The organism is Actinosynnema sp. NPDC002837, assembly GCF_040295345.1.
Taxonomy (GTDB): domain Bacteria; phylum Actinomycetota; class Actinomycetes; order Mycobacteriales; family Pseudonocardiaceae; genus Actinosynnema.
Map to the genome: position 1 here is coordinate 103329 of NZ_JBEOVG010000017.1, position 17184 is coordinate 120512.

Annotated in this window: 18 protein-coding genes; 5 read left to right on the forward strand and 13 right to left on the reverse strand. The window is 72.6% G+C overall.

Annotation, left to right across the window (positions count from 1 at the left end):
- Window positions 1-109: 109 nt before the first annotated feature.
- Together ABTZ99_RS15615 and ABTZ99_RS15620 are read right to left on the reverse strand one after the other, a co-directional pair.
- Window positions 110-520 carry a VOC family protein gene (locus tag ABTZ99_RS15615; protein WP_498772193.1) on the reverse strand — a complete coding sequence of 137 codons (411 nt, stop codon included), beginning with the start codon at window positions 518-520 and terminating at the stop codon, window positions 110-112.
- 10 nt (window positions 521-530) lie between these two features.
- Window positions 531-974, reverse strand: a complete 444-nt coding sequence (locus tag ABTZ99_RS15620; RefSeq protein ID WP_498772195.1) for a helix-turn-helix transcriptional regulator — start codon at window positions 972-974, stop codon at window positions 531-533.
- A gap of 85 nt (window positions 975-1059) precedes the next feature.
- On the opposite strand from ABTZ99_RS15620, the gene ABTZ99_RS15625 reads away from it, so the two are divergent.
- Entirely contained in the window at window positions 1060-1584 is a 525-nt protein-coding gene (locus ABTZ99_RS15625) for a hypothetical protein (RefSeq protein WP_498772197.1), read from the forward strand.
- A gap of 2 nt (window positions 1585-1586) precedes the next feature.
- Here the strand turns inward: ABTZ99_RS15625 and ABTZ99_RS15630 are convergent, their stop codons facing one another.
- Window positions 1587-2624 carry a sigma-70 family RNA polymerase sigma factor gene (locus tag ABTZ99_RS15630; protein WP_498772199.1) on the reverse strand — a complete coding sequence of 346 codons (1038 nt, stop codon included), beginning with the start codon at window positions 2622-2624 and terminating at the stop codon, window positions 1587-1589.
- A 76-nt stretch (window positions 2625-2700) separates the two neighbouring features.
- Here ABTZ99_RS15630 and ABTZ99_RS15635 point away from each other — a divergent pair, with 76 nt between their 5' ends.
- A complete protein-coding gene (locus ABTZ99_RS15635) occupies window positions 2701-3522 on the forward strand; it encodes an alpha/beta fold hydrolase (protein WP_498772201.1) in 822 nt (273 codons plus the stop codon).
- A gap of 50 nt (window positions 3523-3572) precedes the next feature.
- On the opposite strand, the gene ABTZ99_RS15640 is transcribed toward ABTZ99_RS15635, so the two are convergent.
- Together ABTZ99_RS15640 and ABTZ99_RS15645 are read right to left on the reverse strand one after the other, a co-directional pair.
- Window positions 3573-3785 carry a DUF397 domain-containing protein gene (locus ABTZ99_RS15640; RefSeq protein ID WP_498772203.1) on the reverse strand — a complete coding sequence of 71 codons (213 nt, stop codon included), beginning with the start codon at window positions 3783-3785 and terminating at the stop codon, window positions 3573-3575.
- A 24-nt stretch (window positions 3786-3809) separates the two neighbouring features.
- On the reverse strand, window positions 3810-4691 hold the full coding sequence (locus tag ABTZ99_RS15645) for a helix-turn-helix domain-containing protein (RefSeq protein WP_499611867.1): 882 nt from the start codon (window positions 4689-4691) through the stop codon (window positions 3810-3812).
- A gap of 201 nt (window positions 4692-4892) precedes the next feature.
- Here ABTZ99_RS15645 and ABTZ99_RS15650 point away from each other — a divergent pair, with 201 nt between their 5' ends.
- A complete protein-coding gene (locus ABTZ99_RS15650; RefSeq protein WP_498772207.1) occupies window positions 4893-5396 on the forward strand; it encodes a hypothetical protein in 504 nt (167 codons plus the stop codon).
- A 15-nt stretch (window positions 5397-5411) separates the two neighbouring features.
- Here ABTZ99_RS15650 and ABTZ99_RS15655 read toward each other — a convergent pair whose 3' ends face one another.
- Window positions 5412-6611: an MFS transporter gene (locus ABTZ99_RS15655; RefSeq protein ID WP_499611869.1), complete on the reverse strand. Its 1200-nt coding sequence runs from the start codon at window positions 6609-6611 to the stop codon at window positions 5412-5414.
- 156 nt (window positions 6612-6767) lie between these two features.
- On the opposite strand from ABTZ99_RS15655, the gene ABTZ99_RS15660 reads away from it, so the two are divergent.
- The gene (locus ABTZ99_RS15660; RefSeq protein ID WP_499611871.1) at window positions 6768-7526 is read left to right on the forward strand and encodes a HEAT repeat domain-containing protein; all 759 of its coding nucleotides are present in this window, start codon (window positions 6768-6770) and stop codon (window positions 7524-7526) included.
- 52 nt (window positions 7527-7578) lie between these two features.
- On the opposite strand, the gene ABTZ99_RS15665 is transcribed toward ABTZ99_RS15660, so the two are convergent.
- From ABTZ99_RS15665 to ABTZ99_RS15695, 7 genes are all read right to left on the reverse strand, one after another.
- Entirely contained in the window at window positions 7579-7977 is a 399-nt protein-coding gene (locus ABTZ99_RS15665) for a pyridoxamine 5'-phosphate oxidase family protein (RefSeq protein WP_498772213.1), read from the reverse strand.
- Between the two features lie 20 nt (window positions 7978-7997).
- The gene (locus ABTZ99_RS15670; protein WP_498772215.1) at window positions 7998-9434 is read right to left on the reverse strand and encodes an MFS transporter; all 1437 of its coding nucleotides are present in this window, start codon (window positions 9432-9434) and stop codon (window positions 7998-8000) included.
- 73 nt (window positions 9435-9507) lie between these two features.
- The gene (locus ABTZ99_RS15675; protein WP_499611874.1) at window positions 9508-9996 is read right to left on the reverse strand and encodes a MarR family winged helix-turn-helix transcriptional regulator; all 489 of its coding nucleotides are present in this window, start codon (window positions 9994-9996) and stop codon (window positions 9508-9510) included.
- 52 nt (window positions 9997-10048) lie between these two features.
- Window positions 10049-11389: a glycoside hydrolase family 6 protein gene (locus ABTZ99_RS15680; RefSeq protein ID WP_499611876.1), complete on the reverse strand. Its 1341-nt coding sequence runs from the start codon at window positions 11387-11389 to the stop codon at window positions 10049-10051.
- A gap of 145 nt (window positions 11390-11534) precedes the next feature.
- Window positions 11535-12185: a response regulator gene (locus ABTZ99_RS15685; protein WP_498772221.1), complete on the reverse strand. Its 651-nt coding sequence runs from the start codon at window positions 12183-12185 to the stop codon at window positions 11535-11537.
- On the reverse strand, window positions 12170-13423 hold the full coding sequence (locus ABTZ99_RS15690) for a hypothetical protein (RefSeq protein WP_499611877.1): 1254 nt from the start codon (window positions 13421-13423) through the stop codon (window positions 12170-12172). Before ABTZ99_RS15690 ends, ABTZ99_RS15685 begins: the two co-directional genes overlap by 16 nt.
- The gene (locus tag ABTZ99_RS15695; RefSeq protein WP_498772224.1) at window positions 13416-14480 is read right to left on the reverse strand and encodes a sensor histidine kinase; all 1065 of its coding nucleotides are present in this window, start codon (window positions 14478-14480) and stop codon (window positions 13416-13418) included. Before ABTZ99_RS15695 ends, ABTZ99_RS15690 begins: the two co-directional genes overlap by 8 nt.
- A gap of 150 nt (window positions 14481-14630) precedes the next feature.
- On the opposite strand from ABTZ99_RS15695, the gene ABTZ99_RS15700 reads away from it, so the two are divergent.
- Entirely contained in the window at window positions 14631-17027 is a 2397-nt protein-coding gene (locus tag ABTZ99_RS15700) for a GH92 family glycosyl hydrolase (RefSeq protein WP_499611879.1), read from the forward strand.
- Window positions 17028-17184 lie beyond the last annotated feature (157 nt).

The window sequence follows — 17184 nt, forward strand, 5'->3', positions numbered from 1 at the left end:
CATCCGGTGGTGCCGGGCGCGTAGGCGGTTGGGTGCGTAGGCGGGTGGGTGCGGTCGCCCCGCTCCTGCGGGCGTCGGAGCGGGGGCGGCACTCGCTGGGACGTGCGGGTCAGCGCAGCTGCTGGATGCGGATCAGGTTGCCCGCCGGGTCGCGGAACGCGCAGTCGCGCACGCCGTAGGGGTGCTCGGTCGGCTCCTGGACGACCTCGGCGCCGTCGGCCTGGAGCTTGTCGAACGTGCCGTCGAGGTCCTTGGTGGCCAGGTTGATCCCGGCGTAGGTGCCCTTGGCCATCATCTCGACGATGGTGCGGCGCTCCTCGTCGGTGACGCCGGGGTCGGCGGCCGGCGGGTGCAGCACGATCGACGTGTCGGGTTGGCCGACGGGACCGACCGTGATCCAGCGCATGCCCTCGTAGCCGACGTCGTTGCGGACCTCGAAGCCGAGGGTGTCGCGGTAGAAGGCGAGCGCGGCGTCCGGGTCGTCCTGCGGGAGGAAGGTCTGGTGGATGCTGATGTCCATGGCGGTCACGCTAGGTGGGGTCCGAAGCGGACGCTTCTCGATTCCTGACCGGTCTGGTGACCTGCTTGGCCACGCACGCGGGCATGCCCACCGTCTCGCCGGTCGCCTCGCGCCGGTACTCGCTCGGCGGCACGCCGACCAGCTCGGTGAACCGCGTGCTGAACGTGCCCAGCGACGAGCAGCCGACCGCGAAGCAGACCTCCGTGACGCTGAGGTCGCCCCGCCGCAGCAACGCCATCGCGCGCTCGATGCGCCGCGTCATCAGGTAGGAGTACGGTGACTCGCCGTAGGCGCGCCGGAACTGGCGGCTGAGGTGCCCGGCCGACATGTTCACGCCGCGCGCGAGCGCCTCCACGTCCAGCGGTTGCGCGAACTCGCGGTCCATCCGGTCGCGGACGCGACGCAACCGGGCCAGGTCGCGCAGGTGCTGCGTCGCGGCGGAGGTGCTGGTCACGTGCGCGATCGTGCCACATGACGGTGCGTGGAGCAGGCGGAAACCCGGTGTCACGCGGGCCCTTGATCGTGGCAGTCTGGCCGACGTGACCACGCGTGAGCTGATGTTGATCGGCGGCGGCGCCGGTGTGGGGAAGTCGAGCGTCGGGTGGGAGGTCTCCCAGGTGCTCCGGCAGCGGGGGACGGCGCACTGCCTGGTGGAGGGCGACTTCCTCGACCAGGTCCACCCCGCACCCGCCGACGACCCGCACCGCACCGGGATCACCGAGCGCAACCTGGCCGCCGTGTGGGCCAACTACGCCGCGCTCGGTCAGCACCGGCTCGTCTACACGAACACGGTGAGCGTGCTGGAGGAGCCGATGATCCGGCGTGCCCTGGGGGAGGGAGACGTCCGCTCCACCCTCGTGCTGCTCACCGCGTCGGAGGCGACGATCCGGGAACGCCTCGCGCGCCGTGAGATCGGCTCACAGCTCGCGCCGCACATCGAGCGGAGCCTGGCGATGGCACGCCTGCTGGACGCCGACGCGCCGCCCGGCACCGTCCGCGTCCCGACGGACGGCCGGTCCGTCGAGGAGATCGCGCACGAGGTGGTGCGCGCCGCCGCCTGGTGACGTCACGGCAGTGAGGCGGGCAGGCCGAACGCCGGGAAGTGCTCCGCGCCGACGAACGACGTGACCTCCCGGATCAGGTCGCCTCGCAGCGTCAGCACGTTGATCGCCCACGCCGCGTACGCGCCCGCGCCGTCGTCCCACAGGTAGCAGGCGACGGCGGGTTGGCCGTTGGCGCCGGTCGGCAGGTGCCGCCACGGCGGGCAGTCGCCCATCGGCACCCGCGTGACGAAGTCGCGGACCGCGTCGATGCCGCGGTACCAGTGCGGGAACGGCGGCATCGACCAGGTGACGTCCTCGGTCAGCAGCGCGACCATGGTGTCGGCGTCGCCGCGTTCCAGCGCGCCGGCGTAGTCGGCCACGACCTGCCGCAGGCGCGCGTCGTCGATGAGCCGCAAGCTCTGCTGCTGGGTGCGCTCGGGCACCTTCTCGGCGACCACCCGGCGGGCTCGGGCCAGCGCGGAGTTCACCGACGTGGCCGAGGTGTTCATCATGGCGGCGATCTCGGCCGCGGAGAACCCGAGCACCTCGAACAGCAGCAACGCCGCCCGCTGGTTGCCCGGCAGGTGTTGCAGGGCGGCGACGAAGGCCAGCTCGACGGCTTCGCGCCGCGCGTACCGCCCGGCCGGCCCGCCGTCGCCCAGGCCCTCGTCGGGGTACGGCCCGAGCCAGGCGACGTCGGTCACGGGCGCCTGGTCGACCACCGCGTGCTCGCTGGCCGGCCCGAGGTCCACCGGCAGCGCGCGCCGGCCACGGCTCGCCGCGGTGTCCAGGCACGTGCGGGTGGCCACTGTGTACAGCCACGAGCGCAGTGAGCTGCGTCCCTCGAAGCGGCCGAGCCCGCGCCACGCCCGGAGCAGGGCGTCCTGGAGGGCGTCGTCGGCGTCGTGGGTGGAGCCGAGCATGCGGTAGCAGTGGGCGTGCAGCTCCCGGCGCAGCGGTTCGACCAGGCGGGTGAACGCCTCACCGTCGCCTTCCCGGGCCCGGGCCAGGTCGGGCTCCTCGACACCGGTCGCGGAACTCGTCGCAAGAACTTCGCTCACGAGCGACGATTCTGCCTCACGTGGACGGTCACTACCGACGAACGAGCACTTCAGAGGAGTTCCAGGAGGATCCGCGATGACCAAGACCGCCACCACCGACACCCTGCGGGTGCCCGACGCGCTGCTGCACTACGAGGTGCGTGGCCGCGGACCGCTGGTCGTGCTCGTCGGCGCGCCGATGGACGCCAGGGCGTTCGAGCCGCTGGCCGACCTGCTCGCCGCCGACCACACCGTGCTGACCACCGACCCGCGCGGCATCAACCGCAGCAAGGTGGACGACCCGGACCGCGACGCGACGCCGGAGCTGCGCGCCGACGACCTGGCCAGGCTCATCCGGCACGTGGACGCGGGCCCGGCGACCGTGCTGGGTTCCAGCGGCGGCGCGGTCAGCGTGCTGGCGCTGGCGCAGGCGAACCCCGGGCTGGCGCACACCGTGATCGCCCACGAGCCGCCGCTCGACCAGCTCGTGCCGGACCGGGAGGACCTGCTCCGGCGGACCGACGAGATGGTCGCCACCTACCTGGCCGGCGACGCGCTGGGGGCGTGGCGGCAGTTCCTGGCCATCGCGAACATCCAGATGCCCGACGAGGTGGTCGAGCACATGTTCGGCGGCGAGCGCGACCCGCAGGACCTCGCCGACGAACGGTTCCAGTACGAACACATGCTGCGGCCGACCGTCCGGTGGGAACCCGACTTCGACGTGCTGCGCTCGGCGTCGAGCCGGATCGTGGTCGGCATCGGCGAGGACTCGGGCGGCGAGCTGTGCGAGCGCACCTCGGAGGCGCTGGCCGCCGGCCTGGGCATCGAGCCGACCAGGTTCCCGGGCGGTCACATCGGCTTCGCCGACGACCCGGACCGGTTCGCCGTCCGGCTGCGCGAGGTGCTGGGGGAGGGCTGAGCGTCCCGGCACTCGGTTCCGGCGTCCGGAGCCGAGTGCCGGTGATCAGGTCAGGCCAGGTCGTCGAACTCCCCGGCCTTCACCCCGAGCAGGAAGGCCTTCAGCTCGGCCTTGGTGTAGGTCACGACCGGGCCGGCGTCGCCGAGCGTGGAGTTGCGCATCGCCACGCCGCCGTCAGGCAGCGCCGCCAGCTCGACACAGTCGTTGCCGCCGCCCTCACCGTTGCTGAAGCTGCTCTTGCGCCACGTCAGGTGCTCGGTCATCGCTCATCTCGCCTGAGTAGTCGGTTACCTGGCCGGATCCGGGCCGAAGGAGGCCGCTGCGTCCAGTATCAGGGCACGAGACGCCTGCAAGTCCAGCGCTGCGACCCGGCGGCGGTCCCATGCGACCCTATAGGCCTCGGTGGCAGTCCGGCGGTCGCGATAGAACGCCTCCACGTGACTGTCGATCTGGACCACGTCGCCCGTCGCCCCGACCGGGAACCGGAGCAGCGTGAAGGTGGAATCCAGGCCCGGGTAAGCCCCGGAAGCGATCGGTTGGATCTGGATCTCGACGTTGGGCAGCTCGCAGGCAGCCGCCAGGGCCAGGAGTTGTTCGCGCATGATCGCCGGTCCGCCGACCGGGAGGCGCAACGCGAACTCGTGGATGACCGCGCGGATCATGGGGGCGTCGCGCTTGGTGACGACTTGTTGGCGGGCTTTGCGCAGTTTGACCAACTCCTCGATCCGCCCGTCCGAGAGCAGTTCACCGTTGCGCAGCCACAGCTGCCGCATGTACGCCTCGGTCTGGAAGTACAGCGGGACGTAGCTGAGGGTGACCGCCATGATCTCGATGGCGTCGTTGCGCTCCAACTCCAGGAACGCGCGAGCCCTCACCGGCACGAACATCGGGAACTCGCCGCGCTTGGTGCTCGCACGGGCCTCGCGGGCCAGTTCGAGCAGCATGGCCAACTCGTCGTCCGCCACGCCGTACGCCTTGGCCAGGGTCTCGACCTCTTGGCGCTTGAACTTGAACTGGCCGGACTCCTTGCGGGTCAGCGTCGGACCGGTGACCTCGATCAACCCGGCGGCGCGGTCGCGGTCGACGTCGGCTTCCTTGCGGAAGCTGCGCATCGCGGCGCCGAGCTGCCGTCGTTGGCTGATCGCGCTGTCATCGTTCTTAGTCGCCAAGGCGCACTCTCCATCGTGATCATCACACGGCCGTCGTGCCACACGTGCTTATCGCACGTGCACCCATTTGAACACCGACTTCACCCGTTTGAACCGGCCGTGAAAACGTACGTACGTGCTTAACTCTGCCGGGAAGTGGTGGGTGAGCCACAGGTTCTCACGCCTGTGGTCGACACGATCGAGGAACCTGGTGGTGATGTGGTGAGCTGGGCGAGGGGCCGGATCGCGACGAGCGTCCGCATGGACGTGGGCGACGGTGTGCCGGTCGACCTGCGGGGCGGTCTGGACGACCAGGCGTTCCTGGCGATCGGTGACGGCATCGAGATCACCTTGCGCGAGTCCCACGTGCGCGCGCTGCGGGACCAGGCGACGGCGGCGCTGGGCGACATGGCGCTGGTCGAGGCCGCTGACCGGGTGGTGGACGCCGTCTACAACGCGGGTGCGCAAGCGCGTACCGCCGCCGTGCTGGCACGGGAGAAGGCCGAGACCGCCCAACGGGCAGGTGCCGGCGATCAGGCGACCGTGGCGTTCGAGGCCGCCCGGCACGCGGCCGAAGCGGCCGAGCAGGCCCAGGTCGCGGTGCAGGCGGCGGCCGAGGCGATGAGGTTCGCCGACGAGGCGGCGGAAACGGCCATGGCGGCGGCACGGGCGGCGACCCAGGAGCCACCGGGACAGGACGCCGGACAGCCGGCGCGCCTGGTGTGACGTCCGGCTTCGGCGCTAGGCGGGCACGCGGGTGCGGCCGACCGTGACCGACAGGGCGGCCACCGCCAGCCCGGCCAGGCTCAACGCCACCCCGACCCACGCGGTGGAGGTGTAGCCCCAGCCCGCGCCGATGGCCAGCCCGCCCAGCCACGCGCCCGCGCCGTTGGCGATGTTCAACGCCGAGTGGTTGGACGACGACGCCAGCGACGGCGCGTCCGGCGAGGCGTCCATCAGCCGCACCTGCAACGCCGAGGCCAGCACCTGCGACACGAGCCCGATCAGGAACACGGTCGCGAACGCCATCACCGGCGAGGTCGCGGTCAGCGCGAACACCACGAGCACACCCGTCACCGCGATCAGCGAGCCGAAGACGGTGCCCATGACCGAGCGGTCGACGAACCGGCCGCCGACCGTGGCGCCGATCGTCATGCCGAGCCCGAACACCGCGAGCACCCACGGCACGGCGGACGAGGACAGCGCGGTCACCTCGGTGGTGATCGGCGAGATGTAGGAGTAGACGGCGAACATGCCGCCGAACCCGATCATGCCGGTGAGCAGCGCGAACCACACCTGCGGCCGGCGGAACGCGCTCAGCTCGGCGGCCACGCTCGCGTCCCTCGGCGCGGGCACCCGCGGCAGCCACCTGGCCACCGCCAACGCCGTCGCGACCGCGATCGCGGCCACCGCGAGGTACGCGACCCGCCACCCGATCTGCTGACCGGCGGCGGTGGCGACCGGCACGCCGACCAGGTTCGCCACGGTCAGGCCGACCATGATCCGGGCGACCGCCGTGCCACGCCGTTCCGGTGGCACGAGGGTGGTCGCGACCACGGCCGCGATGCCGAAGTACGCGCCGTGCGGCAGCCCGGCCACGAACCGCGCGGTCATCAGCAGGGCGGTGTTCGGCGCGAGGGCGGACAGGCCGTTGCCGAGCGCCAGGGCCAGCGTCAGGGCGATCAGGAGGCCCTTGCGCGGCAGCTTCGCGGCCAGCCCGGCGATGAGCGGCGCGCCGACCACCACGCCGAGCGCGTACAGGCTGATCGCGTGGCCGGCGGTGGGGATGGAGATGTCGAACGTGGCGGCCATCTGCGGCAGCAGGCCCATGGTGGCGAACTCGGTCGTCCCGATGCCGAACCCGCCCAGCGCGAGCGCGAACATCGCCGCCCCGCCGCCCTTGCCACGACGAGTCACCGCGGACTCGACGGTCGCCGTCATGCGTCGCTCCTGTCAGCTGTCCCGAGTCGACAGTGACCGCGCGACGTGGATTCCTTAGCTACCGAAACGACTTTAGCGGTCCGCCCCGCCGAGCCCACCCCCGCCACCGCGTGCCACTGCTCACACGGCGGCGTCCGCGAGCCCGGGAATTCGCTGGTGAGCGCCGCGATCGGCGAGGCAGACTCCTCGACCGTGACCGACGAGATCACCCGCCTGATCGGGCTCCTGAACGACGACTCGATCGAGGTCGTCCGGAACGCGGAGGCCGAGCTGATCTCGATGGGCGGCGAGGTGGTCCGGCCGCTGGCGGACGCGGTGGGGTCGCTGGACGCCTACGGGCAGCTGTGCGCGATCGAGGTCTTCGACCACTTCGGCGACCCCGCCGCCGGTCCCGCGTTGATCGGTCTGCTCGGCAGCGAGGACGAGGCGGTTCGGAGGTGGTCGACCTGGTCGGTCGGCGAGCTCCGCCTCCGGGAGGCGGTGCCGGCGCTGTCGGCCGCGCGCGAACGACTGCGCGCCGAGGGCGGGCCGCCGGACGGGGGCGAAGCGGTCGAGGTCCGTCGCGCGCTGACGCGGCTGGGCGCGCGGCGGGAGGTCTGGCCGCCGTTGACGGCGTCGTTGCGGACGAGGGCGCGCGACCTGCCCCGGGCCTGGCCGTCGGACCGGCTGGCGGAGGTCGTCGACGACCTGGCCGACCACGACCAGGCGGTGCTGGGCTTCAGGCTGGCGCTGGTGTTCCCCGCGCACACCACCTGGGTCAGCCACGAGGGGCTCGACCTGCGCCTCGACGTCCGGAAGCCGTGGCCGCAGGTGGTCGAGGACGCGCGGGAGTCCGCGTTGGTCGAGGCGGCCTTCGTGGAGCCGCGGCCGAACCTGTTCGCGACCCTGCAGTGGATCGGTCGGGACGACGTGTGAACGCCGCCCCGACCGATCGCCCCGCTCCGCTGCCCCTGATCAGCCGCCCCGGTCAGGCGCCGGTCTGAGGCCCCACGTCCAGCGCGGTGCCGTAGAGGCGGGTCGCGGGGAACGTGATGGTCAGGCGGCGGTCCGGGGCGAGGTCCGGGCCGTCCGTCGTCTCCACCAGTTCCGCCTCGCCCTCCACCACCGCGAACGACCACACGTCCGGTCCGCTCACGTGCAGCGACACCTTCGGGTCGGCCCGCAGCTGACGGGCTTTCACCCGGTCGGCGGTGGTCGACACCCGGATCACCCGGTCCTCCGCGTCCCACTGGTAGAGCACGGTGGACAGGTGGGGGTGGCCGCTGCGCTTCACGGTGGCGAGCACGCCGAACCGCTGCCCGCCGATCAGGGCCACCAGTTCGTCGTCGGTCAGGGTGCGGGGCGCGGGGCCTGCGTTGACGGTCATGTCGATCTCCTTCGAGGAAGTCAGCGGGAACGCTTGCGCAGGACGAGGAGCGTGACCGCGAACGCGGCGGCCAGCAGCGAGGCGGCGACGGTGAACGCCACGTGGTACCCGGCGGTCAGCGCGGCCGGCTCGGCGGCGCCGGACGCCAGCTCCTCCTCGGTCCGCGCGGCGGCCAGCGTGGACAGCACGGCCACTCCCACCGCCATGCCGACCTGCTGCGTCGTGTTGAACAGGCCGGACACCAGGCCCGCGTCGTCGGGCTTCGCGTCGGACATGCCCAGCGACGCCAACGCGGGCAGCACCAGCCCGCCGCCGGCGATCAGCAGCATGACGGGCAGCAGGTCGGCGGCGTAGTCGGCGTCCACCGGGACCGCGGCCAGCTTGACCATCGCGCCGGCCAGCAGCGCCAGCCCGGCCAGCAGCACCGCGCGTTCACCGAAGCGGGTGTTCAACCGGGCCGAGACGAACAGCGACACGCCGCCGATCGCGACCGCCGCCGGCAGCATCGCCAACCCGGTGGCGAGCGCGCTGTAGGCCAGCACCTTCTGCATGAAGAGCGCGACGATGATCTGGAACGCGAACATCGCGGACAGGGTGAGCACCTGCACCAGGTTCGCGCCGACCACGTTGCGCGACCGCAGGATCCGCAGCGGCATCAACGGCGTCCGCGCCCGGGCCTGCCGAACGGTGAACGCGGCGAGCAACGCGACCGACAGCGCGCCGAGGCCGAGCGTGCGGGTCGCCGTCCAGCCGTACCGCTCGACCTCGACCACGGTGTAGATGCCGAGCATCAGGCCGCTCGTGACCAGCGCCGCGCCGAGCACGTCGGCGCCGGCGGACAGGCCCGCGCCCCGGTCGGCCGGCAGCACGCGGACCGCCAGCAGCACGGTGGCCACGCCGATCGGCAGGTTGATGAAGAAGATCCAGTGCCAGCTCAGCGCGTCGGTCAGCACGCCGCCGAGCACCTGCCCGATGGACGCGCCCGCCGCGCCGGTGAAGCTGAACACGCCGATCGCCTTGGCGCGTTCCGCCGGGTCGGTGAACAGCGTGACCAGGATGCCGAGGACGACCGCCGACGCCATCGCGCTGCCCGCGCCCTGCAGGAACCGGGCCGCGATCAGCAGTTCCGGCGTGCCGGCCGCGCCCGCCAGCAGGGACGCGGCGGTGAAGACCGCGTTGCCCGCGAGGAACACCGCCTTGCGCCCGATCAGGTCGCCGAGCCGGCCGGCCAGCAGCAGCAGGCCGCCGAACGCGATCAGGTAGGCGTTGACCGTCCAGCTCAGGCCGGCGGGGGAGAAGCCCAGGTCGCGCTGGATGGCGGGCATGGCGACGGTGACGATGCTGCCGTCGAGGATGGTCATCAGCATCGCGGCGGACAGCACGACCAGCGCCGACCAGCGGTTCGCGCGGGGTGTGCCGACCGGGGTGTCGTGCGGTGCGTCGAGCGAGGACGACATGGGTCTCTCCTGTTCCGGTGGGGACAGGAGGAACCGTAGCGGATAGTTTTGTTACAGACAATCTGTCGCGGACTTACCTCGTGCTCTCGCGGGCGCGACGGGCCGTCTGCGGTGCCGGGATCGGGGTCGACAAATGGCCGCTGACCAGCAGGTTCAGTGCGTGCAGGAGTGCTTCTCGATCTTTGTCGGGCAGTGACTCCAGGGCGGCCCGGTGCACCCCGTCGACGACCGCCTGGCTCTGCTTCGCCAGCTCGGCGCCCTTCTCGGTGACGGCGATGATCCGGGCCCGCCGGTCGGTGCCGGACGGCCGGCGCTCGGCGAGGCCGGCCTTCTCCAGCGCGTCCACCGTGACCACCATCGTGGTCTTGTCCATGTCGCCGATCTCGGCCAGCTGGATCTGCGTGCGCTCCTCCTGCAAGGCGTGGACGAGGACGCAGTGCATGCGGGCGGTCAGGCCGATCTCGGCCAACGCCGCCGCCATCCGGGTGCGCAGCACGTGACCGGTGTGGTCCAGGAGGAACGACAGGTCGGACTCGGTGCGGGCTGGGGCCATGGCGGACATGGCCCCAGTCTAGCTACCGGTACAACACTGGATTATCCGCAAGAAACCGAGTTCAGAGCGCCGGGTGGGCGTTGCGCAGCAACTGCTGGAACTGCGCCGAGTGCCAGTGGCCGGCCAACGGCGAGTCGCCCATCGCCCCGGTCGGGTCCGGGCTGGCGTTCGGGCGACCGTCGTAGGTGGGGTCGCACTCCCGGTTGAAGTTCTCGCCGTCGATCGGCACCGGGAAGCTCACGCCGTCCGACTCGCCCGGCGGTTTCATCCACACGTACGCGTCGACGTTCGGCCGGGGCGCGGCGACCGGGCGTTCGCCCAGGCCCGTGCCGGTCTGGTTGCACCAGTTCCAGATCCGGGCCCGGCGGTCGAGCCGGCTGGTGTCGACGTAGGTGTCCACGGTCGTCTCGTACCCCGGCTTGGTCGGCCGGTTCGGGCCGCCCCAGCCGTTGCGCGAGGTGTCGAGCAGCACGCCGACGTGCGGGTCGAAGCCCGCCGCGACGGCCTCGGCCCGGAAGAAGTCCACAAAGGACAGCTCGTCGATGAACGGGTTCCAGTCGACCCACCTGCTCTGCTGGATGTGCTGTCCGTTGATCACCGTCTTGACGATGAACTCCTCCCGCAGCGCCGAGTAGTTGGCGGTGTTGGCGATGAAGCCGTGCACGCTGCCGAGCCGGCTGCCGCCCGAGGTCGCCGCCTTCACCAGCAGCTCCAGCGTCGGCTTGCGGTTGTCGTCCCAGCCGATGTGGCCGTGGTGGCTGATGTCCAGGTAGTTGTAGACGTTGCGGATCGCGCCGAGCTTCGCCAGCGCGTACCCGATGCCCTCGGTGTACGAGCCGGCGGCCTTGACGTACTCGCAGGTCAGCGTGGCGTCGTAGCGCGGCTGGACGTGGGTGACGAGGTAGGGCAACGAGTTGGGCTCCACGACCGCGACCACCCGCAGCCGCGCGTACGCCGGGTCGGCCAGGATCGCGGCGATCGGGTCGATGAACTCCTGCTTGTAGCGCGGCAGCTCGTTCCAGGCCAGCTCGCCGTTGGTGGCCAGCCGACCGCAGTCGCGGCCGGGCAGGTTCCACAGCACGAGCTGCACCAGGTCGGCGTTCTGCCGCAGGGCTTCGTCCAGGTGGCCGCGCAGGCCCAGCTTCCCGTTGGCGCCCCGGACGGACGCGATGCTGCCGAGCCACACGCCGGTCGGCTGCTGGGCGACGGCCGCCCCGCCCGGCTCGGCGGCGGCGTGCGCGGACCACTCCGGGTTGACGTAGGGGCGGGCGCCGACGTACGGGTTGTCGACGCGTGGCGACCAGTGCGGCGCCGTGCTCGCGCCGGCGGGGGCGGTGATGACGAGCCCGGCGGCGATCGCGACCGCCGTCAGCGCGTGGCCGACGCGGATGAGGGATCTCATGTACTGCTACCTCCGGTGATCACAACGATGTGAGGGAGGCGGTGTGCTGCCACCGTACCGTGCCGGGACGACTACCGGCCGTGATCACGATCGGGTGATCTTGGTGGAGGGTGGCGTCGAGGGCGTCCGGCCCGCGGTCGGGGGATCAGAGGTCGTCCACGCCGATCAGCCCGTCCTGGATCGCCCGCGCCACCAGCGCGGCCTTCGTCGGCGCCTCCCGCCCGATCAGCGCGTACTTGACCCGGATCCGCTCCAGGTGCGAGTTCACCGTGCTCAGCGAGATGCCCAGCCGCTGCGCCACGAACTCCTTGGACTCCGACTGGAACCACTCGACCAGCACCTCGACCTCGCGCGCCGACAACGCGGGCCGGTGGTCGGACCGGTCGCCCGCCAACGCGCCCGCCAGCGACGGCGGCGTGTACGACCTGCCCTCCGCCGCCGCACGGGTCGCCTGCACGAGGTGCTCCGCGCCCTCCGCCTTGGTCAGGTAGCACAACGCGCCCAGCTCCAGGCACTGCAACGCGATGTCGTCGTCGGCGCGCATCGAGTAGACGACGACCCGCCGACCCGCCTCGACCAGCCGGCGCAGGTCGCCGAGCACCGGCGTCGGCCCGTTGAGGTGCAGGTCGAGGATCACCACGTCGGCGTCCGCGCCCTCGCCGAGCCACGCCGAGCGCACGTCGTCCCCGCTCGCGACGACCCGGATCGGCGGCGTGCCGCAGGACAGCCAGTAGGCGACGCCCGCGCGCACCGCCGGGTGGTCGTCCACCACCACCGCGCTCAGTTCGTCCGCCATCTGGCCTCCATCCGCGTGTGCCGACCGTACGTGCCGCTTTCGACCTCCACCGGACCCGTCGTGGTTCCCACCTCGACGTCCGCGTCGGAGACCACCGCCACCCGCACCTCGTCCCCCGTGCGCAGCAGGCTCACCCGAGCGCGCTCCCGGGCCGCCGACAACGCCTCCGCCAGCGGCCCGGTCAGCCGCCGCCGCACGTCGGTCGGCACCGGGACCGGCGCGCCGCTGACCGCGAGCGACACGGCCACCCCGCGCCGCTCGGCGACGTGCACGCACGCCGTGACCTCGTGCACCAGCGGATCGGGCACGTCGTCGTTCTCGGCGAACAACCGCCGCAGCTGCGTGGCCGCGAGCGCGCACCGCCGCCGGGTCTCGTCGGCACGCGGGTCGAGCACCCCGTCGGCGAGGCCCGCGAGCAGCGGCAGGGTGGCGCCGAGCTGTCCGGCGAACCCGGCGCGCAGGTCCTGCTCCCACTGCTCGGCCAACGCCGCACGGGTCGCCGCGCGCTCCCGTTCGGCGGCGACCTGGGCGGCCTGGCGCGCGCTGCGCAGCAGGACCCGGGACATCACCACGACCCCGAGCTGGACGCTGGTCATGCTGAGCGTGACGACGCCCGCGTTGCCGATCTCGGCCCGGTCCGGCGCGCCGTCGACCAGCCACAGGGCGATGGTGAGCACGAGGAGCGCCGCCTGGGCGGCGAGGAGCGCGGGCACGCGGTCCAGCAGCAACAGCAGCAGGTGCCACCCGACCAGCCCGTAGGACCAGTCCGCGGGGCCGAAGTGGGCGTGCGGCGGCAAGGTCGCGGTCGCCACCGCGGCCGCGGCCACCACCGCCACCACCCCGACCGCCACCACCGGCGGCGGCAACGGCCTGCGCCGCACCACCCACACCGCGCACAGCAGGGTGACCAGGGCGGGGACGGCGAACGCGACCCGCTCGGCCGGCTCGTGCTCGTTGGCGAGGAACGGGGCGACGCTGAGGCCCGGCTGCAACACGGCGGTGACGCCGAGCAGGATCAGCCGCAGGGTCGCGAACACGTCGCGCTCGGCCTCACGGCCCACGTCGGGCGCGGTTTCGGGGCTCAGGTCGCGCCCGGCAGCGGGGCCCAGGGCGCGCCTGGGTTCGGGGCCCAGGTTGCGCCCGGTTTCGGGGTTCACGTTGCGCTCGGTTTCGCGGTCGTGCCGGTTCGTCAGGTCGGCGGGGTGGTTCCGGCGCACCAGTCCGGGGCGGTCAGCCACGTGGCCACTCCAGCCGCACGGTGGTCCGGCCCGGCCGCGACGTCACCTCGGCGGCGCCGCCCACCGCCGCCATCCGCTCGACGACCGACCCGCGGATGCCGCGCCGGTGCTCCGACACCGCCCCGACGTCGAACCCGCGCCCGGCATCCGTCACCCGCACCTCGACCCCACCGCCGTTCGCCGTCACGTGCACCTCGGCCGCACCCGTGCCCGCGTGCCGCTCCACGTTCGCCAACGCCTCCCGCACCGCCCGCACCAGCGCCAACGCCACCGAAGCCGGCACGAGGGCGCTGTCCCAGCGGGCGTCGATGGCCAACGGGCTGTGCTCCACGACCGCCCGCAACGACGAGCCGACGTCCACCGCGCTGTCCCGCGGCACGCCCGACGTGCCGGTCAGCAGGTCGAGGTCCCGCCGCGCGTACCCGGCGACCTCGGCCGGGTCGGCGTCCCGCCCGTTCACCGCCACCACCAGGAACGTCGCCGACGCCGTGTCGTGCAGCAACGCCAGGTACTCGCGCTCACGCTTGCGCCGCTCCAGCGCCACCGCCTCGGCCCGCTCCATCGCGGCCCGCCTGGTCCGCAGCTCGTCCACCCGCCGCGACGACCGGCGCAGCAGCTGGAACGCCACCCGCGCCAGCACGCACTCCAAGAGCACCCGCAGCACCGCCGCGCCGTCGAACCCCGCCGCGGCCACGTACACCGCCAGCAGCACGGCCGTGGTCGGCACGGTGACCCTCGGCCCCCACTGCCACTGCACCGTGATCGCGGTGATCGTGAGCATGTTGAACGTCCACTGGCCCGTGCCGCCGATCTGCCCGTGCGCCGCGCACAGCGCCAGCACCCGCACGACCGCGAGCGCGAACGACAGCCGCGTCGGCCCGAAGTCCGCCACCGCGCCGATCAGCACCAGGCCGAGCAGCCCCAGCCCCAGCGGCAGGGCGTCGGTCGGCACGGACAGCACGCCGAACACGCTGATCAGCGTCACGCCGACACCGCGGACGGGCCCGGCGAACCGCGCGATGGCGGTCAGGAGTTCGGTCTCGACCTGCCCCGGCATGCCGCGACCCTAGCCGCACGGTCCAGGGTGGACGGCAGGTGACGTGCCGGTCGACGGCACGGAGCGCTCCCGTGACAACAGCGGACAGAAAGCGCGCCGGGTCTTCCGGTCGGCCCGCCGCGTTGGGTAGACCCTGGAGGCAGTCGAGAGGTGGGGGACGCGGTGCGGGTGCTCACGGCAGGGTTGGCGATCGTGCTGGCGGCAGGTCTGGCGACGGCGGTGGAGGCGCCGGCCACGGCGTCACCGGCGGTCGACCACGTCGACCCGCTGATCGGGTCGGCGGGCGGCGGCAACACCTACCCCGGCGCGGTGCGGCCGTTCGGGATGATCTCGTGGAGCCCGACCAGCACCCGCGGCGACCAGACCAACACCGGCGCGGCCAACGGCTACGCCTACGACGCCACCAGGGTGCGCGGGTTCAGCCTCACCCACGTCAACGGCGCGGGCTGCCACCCCGGCGCGGCGGGCGACGTGCCGATCATGCCGTTCGTCGGCGAGGTCACCGGCTCGCCGACCGCCGACGTCCGCGACGAGGTCTACGCCGCCGACTTCTCCCACGCCGACGAGTCGGCCACGCCGGGCCGCTACGCGGTGAAGCTGGCCTCGGGCGCGTCGGCCGACCTGAGCGTGACCACGCGGGCGGGCGTCGGCGACTTCACGTTCCCGCGCGACCGGCCCGCCGCCCTGCTGTTCCGGGTCTCCAACTCGCTCAACGGCAGCGAGGACGCCGAGGTCGCCATCGACCCGGCCACCCGCACGGTGTCGGGGTCGGTGCTGACCGGGGCGTTCTGCGGTCGTCGGGCCAACGGCGGCGCGAACAACAAGAAGACCTACTACCGGCTGTACTTCACCGCGTCGTTCGACCGGGCGTTCGCGGGCACCGGCACGTGGGTCGACGGCGCGCTCCAGCCAGGCGCCACCACCGCGAGCGGCGGCGAGGGCTACGAGACCGGCGTGGCGCGGCAGGGGCGCGGGTCGGGCGGCTACGTCACCTTCGACACCTCCCGTGACGACGACGTGCGCGTCCGGGTCGGCATCTCGTACACCAGCGCGGAAGCCGCACGGCGCAACCTGGACCGCGAGATCCGGCCCCACGACAGCGTGGACGACGTGGCGGCCGACGCGCGGCGGGAGTGGGCGCGGCAACTGCGCGCCGTCGAGGTCTCCGGCGGTACGGACGCGCAGCGCACCACGTTCTACACCGCCCTCTACCACGCGTTCCTGCAACCGAACGTGACCAGCGACGTGGACGGCACGTACCTCGGCAGCGACCGGCGGGTCCACCGCCTGGAACGCGGCCAACGAGCCCAGTACGGCAACTTCTCCGGCTGGGACCAGTACCGCGCCCACACCCAGCTCCTGGCCCTGCTCGAACCGGGGGTCGCCTCCGACTACGCCCAGTCGCTGCTCAACCTGGCCCGCCAGAACGGCGGCGTGTGGGACCGCTGGGTGCACGTCAACGGGCCCACGCACGTGATGACCGGCGACCCGTCCGCGCCCGCGTTGGCCGGCATGCACGCGATGGGCGCGCGGGACTTCGACGTGCGGTCCGCGTTCGAGTCGCTGGTGCGCCAGGCCACCGTGCCGCACCCCGACGGCCTGTCCGACAAGGGGTGCCCCGGCCAGTGCGAGGGGCAGCGGCCCAACCTGGCCGAGTACCTGCGCCTGGGCTACGCGCCGCAGGACACGTGCCACTGCTGGGGCGGCGCGGCGGAGACGTTGGAGGACGCCACGGCCGACTTCGCTCTGGCCGACTGGGCGGGGCGGCTCGGGCGTGACGACGTGCGGGCCGCGTTGCTGCCGCGCGCGGGCTGGTGGCGCAACACGTTCAACCCCTCGGCCGGTGGCGTCGGCTACCAGCAGGCACGGCGGTCGGACGGCACGTGGGTGTCGCCGTTCAGCCCGTCGTCGGACCTCGGGTTCGCGCAGGGGACGAGCTCGACCTACACGTGGATGGTGCAGCACGACGTGTCCGGGCTCGCGGCGGCGATGGGCGGGCGTGAGCGGGCGGTCCAGCGGTTGGACGCGTTCTTCCACAAGCCGGACGGCTCGTGGGCGACCGGCGGCGACGGCCTGCGCTACGACCCGACCAACGAGCCCGGCATCCACACCCCGTGGCTCTACAACGGGTTGGGGCAGCCGTGGAAGACGCAGGAGACGGTGCGCGCCATGGCGTCCCTGGTGTACCGGACGGGTCCGAACGGGCTGCCGGGGAACGACGACCTCGGCACCATGTCGGCCTGGTACGTGTTCGCGGCGCTCGGCGTGTACCCGCAGACGCCGAGCCGGGCGGAGTTGCTGTTGTCCAGCCCGATGTTCGTGAAGGCGAAGATCAACCGGAACGGTGGGCCGACGCTCACCATCAGCGCGCCTGAGGCGTCGCCGTCGAACGTGTACGTGCGTGGTGCGACGTTGGACGGGCGGGTGCATGGGAGGTCTTGGCTGTCGGAGGACTTCGTGACGCGGGGCGGGGAGCTGGTCGTGGACGTGGCGGCCGAGCCGGATATGGCGTGGGGTGTCGAGGAGTTGCCGGTCGACCGCGGTTGATCACGCTCGGGTTGGGGTCGGTGGTCAGGTGCAAGTCCGGGTTTGGTGGTGGCGGGCGGTCGGGTCCGGCTCGATTTGACATGGGGCCCTTACGGGCACTCCAGGCAGGCCAAAGCCGGCAGGCCCGGCGGGGAAGAGCGTCCCGCCAGGCCTGCCG

Excerpts from the sequence above, each read along its gene's own strand:
- ABTZ99_RS15695 (WP_498772224.1), bottom strand. The coding sequence starts at position 14,480 with ATGCCGGGGCAGGTCGAGACCGAACTCCTGACCGCCATCGCGCGGTTC.
- ABTZ99_RS15635 (WP_498772201.1), top strand. The coding sequence starts at position 2,701 with ATGACCAAGACCGCCACCACCGACACCCTGCGGGTGCCCGACGCGCTG.
- ABTZ99_RS15680 (WP_499611876.1), bottom strand. The coding sequence starts at position 11,389 with ATGAGATCCCTCATCCGCGTCGGCCACGCGCTGACGGCGGTCGCGATC.
- ABTZ99_RS15675 (WP_499611874.1), bottom strand. The coding sequence starts at position 9,996 with ATGTCCGCCATGGCCCCAGCCCGCACCGAGTCCGACCTGTCGTTCCTC.
- ABTZ99_RS15665 (WP_498772213.1), bottom strand. The coding sequence starts at position 7,977 with ATGACCGTCAACGCAGGCCCCGCGCCCCGCACCCTGACCGACGACGAA.
- ABTZ99_RS15685 (WP_498772221.1), bottom strand. The coding sequence starts at position 12,185 with ATGGCGGACGAACTGAGCGCGGTGGTGGTGGACGACCACCCGGCGGTG.
- ABTZ99_RS15655 (WP_499611869.1), bottom strand. The coding sequence starts at position 6,611 with ATGACGGCGACCGTCGAGTCCGCGGTGACTCGTCGTGGCAAGGGCGGC.
- ABTZ99_RS15640 (WP_498772203.1), bottom strand. The coding sequence starts at position 3,785 with ATGACCGAGCACCTGACGTGGCGCAAGAGCAGCTTCAGCAACGGTGAG.
- ABTZ99_RS15670 (WP_498772215.1), bottom strand. The coding sequence starts at position 9,434 with ATGTCGTCCTCGCTCGACGCACCGCACGACACCCCGGTCGGCACACCC.
- ABTZ99_RS15615 (WP_498772193.1), bottom strand. The coding sequence starts at position 520 with ATGGACATCAGCATCCACCAGACCTTCCTCCCGCAGGACGACCCGGAC.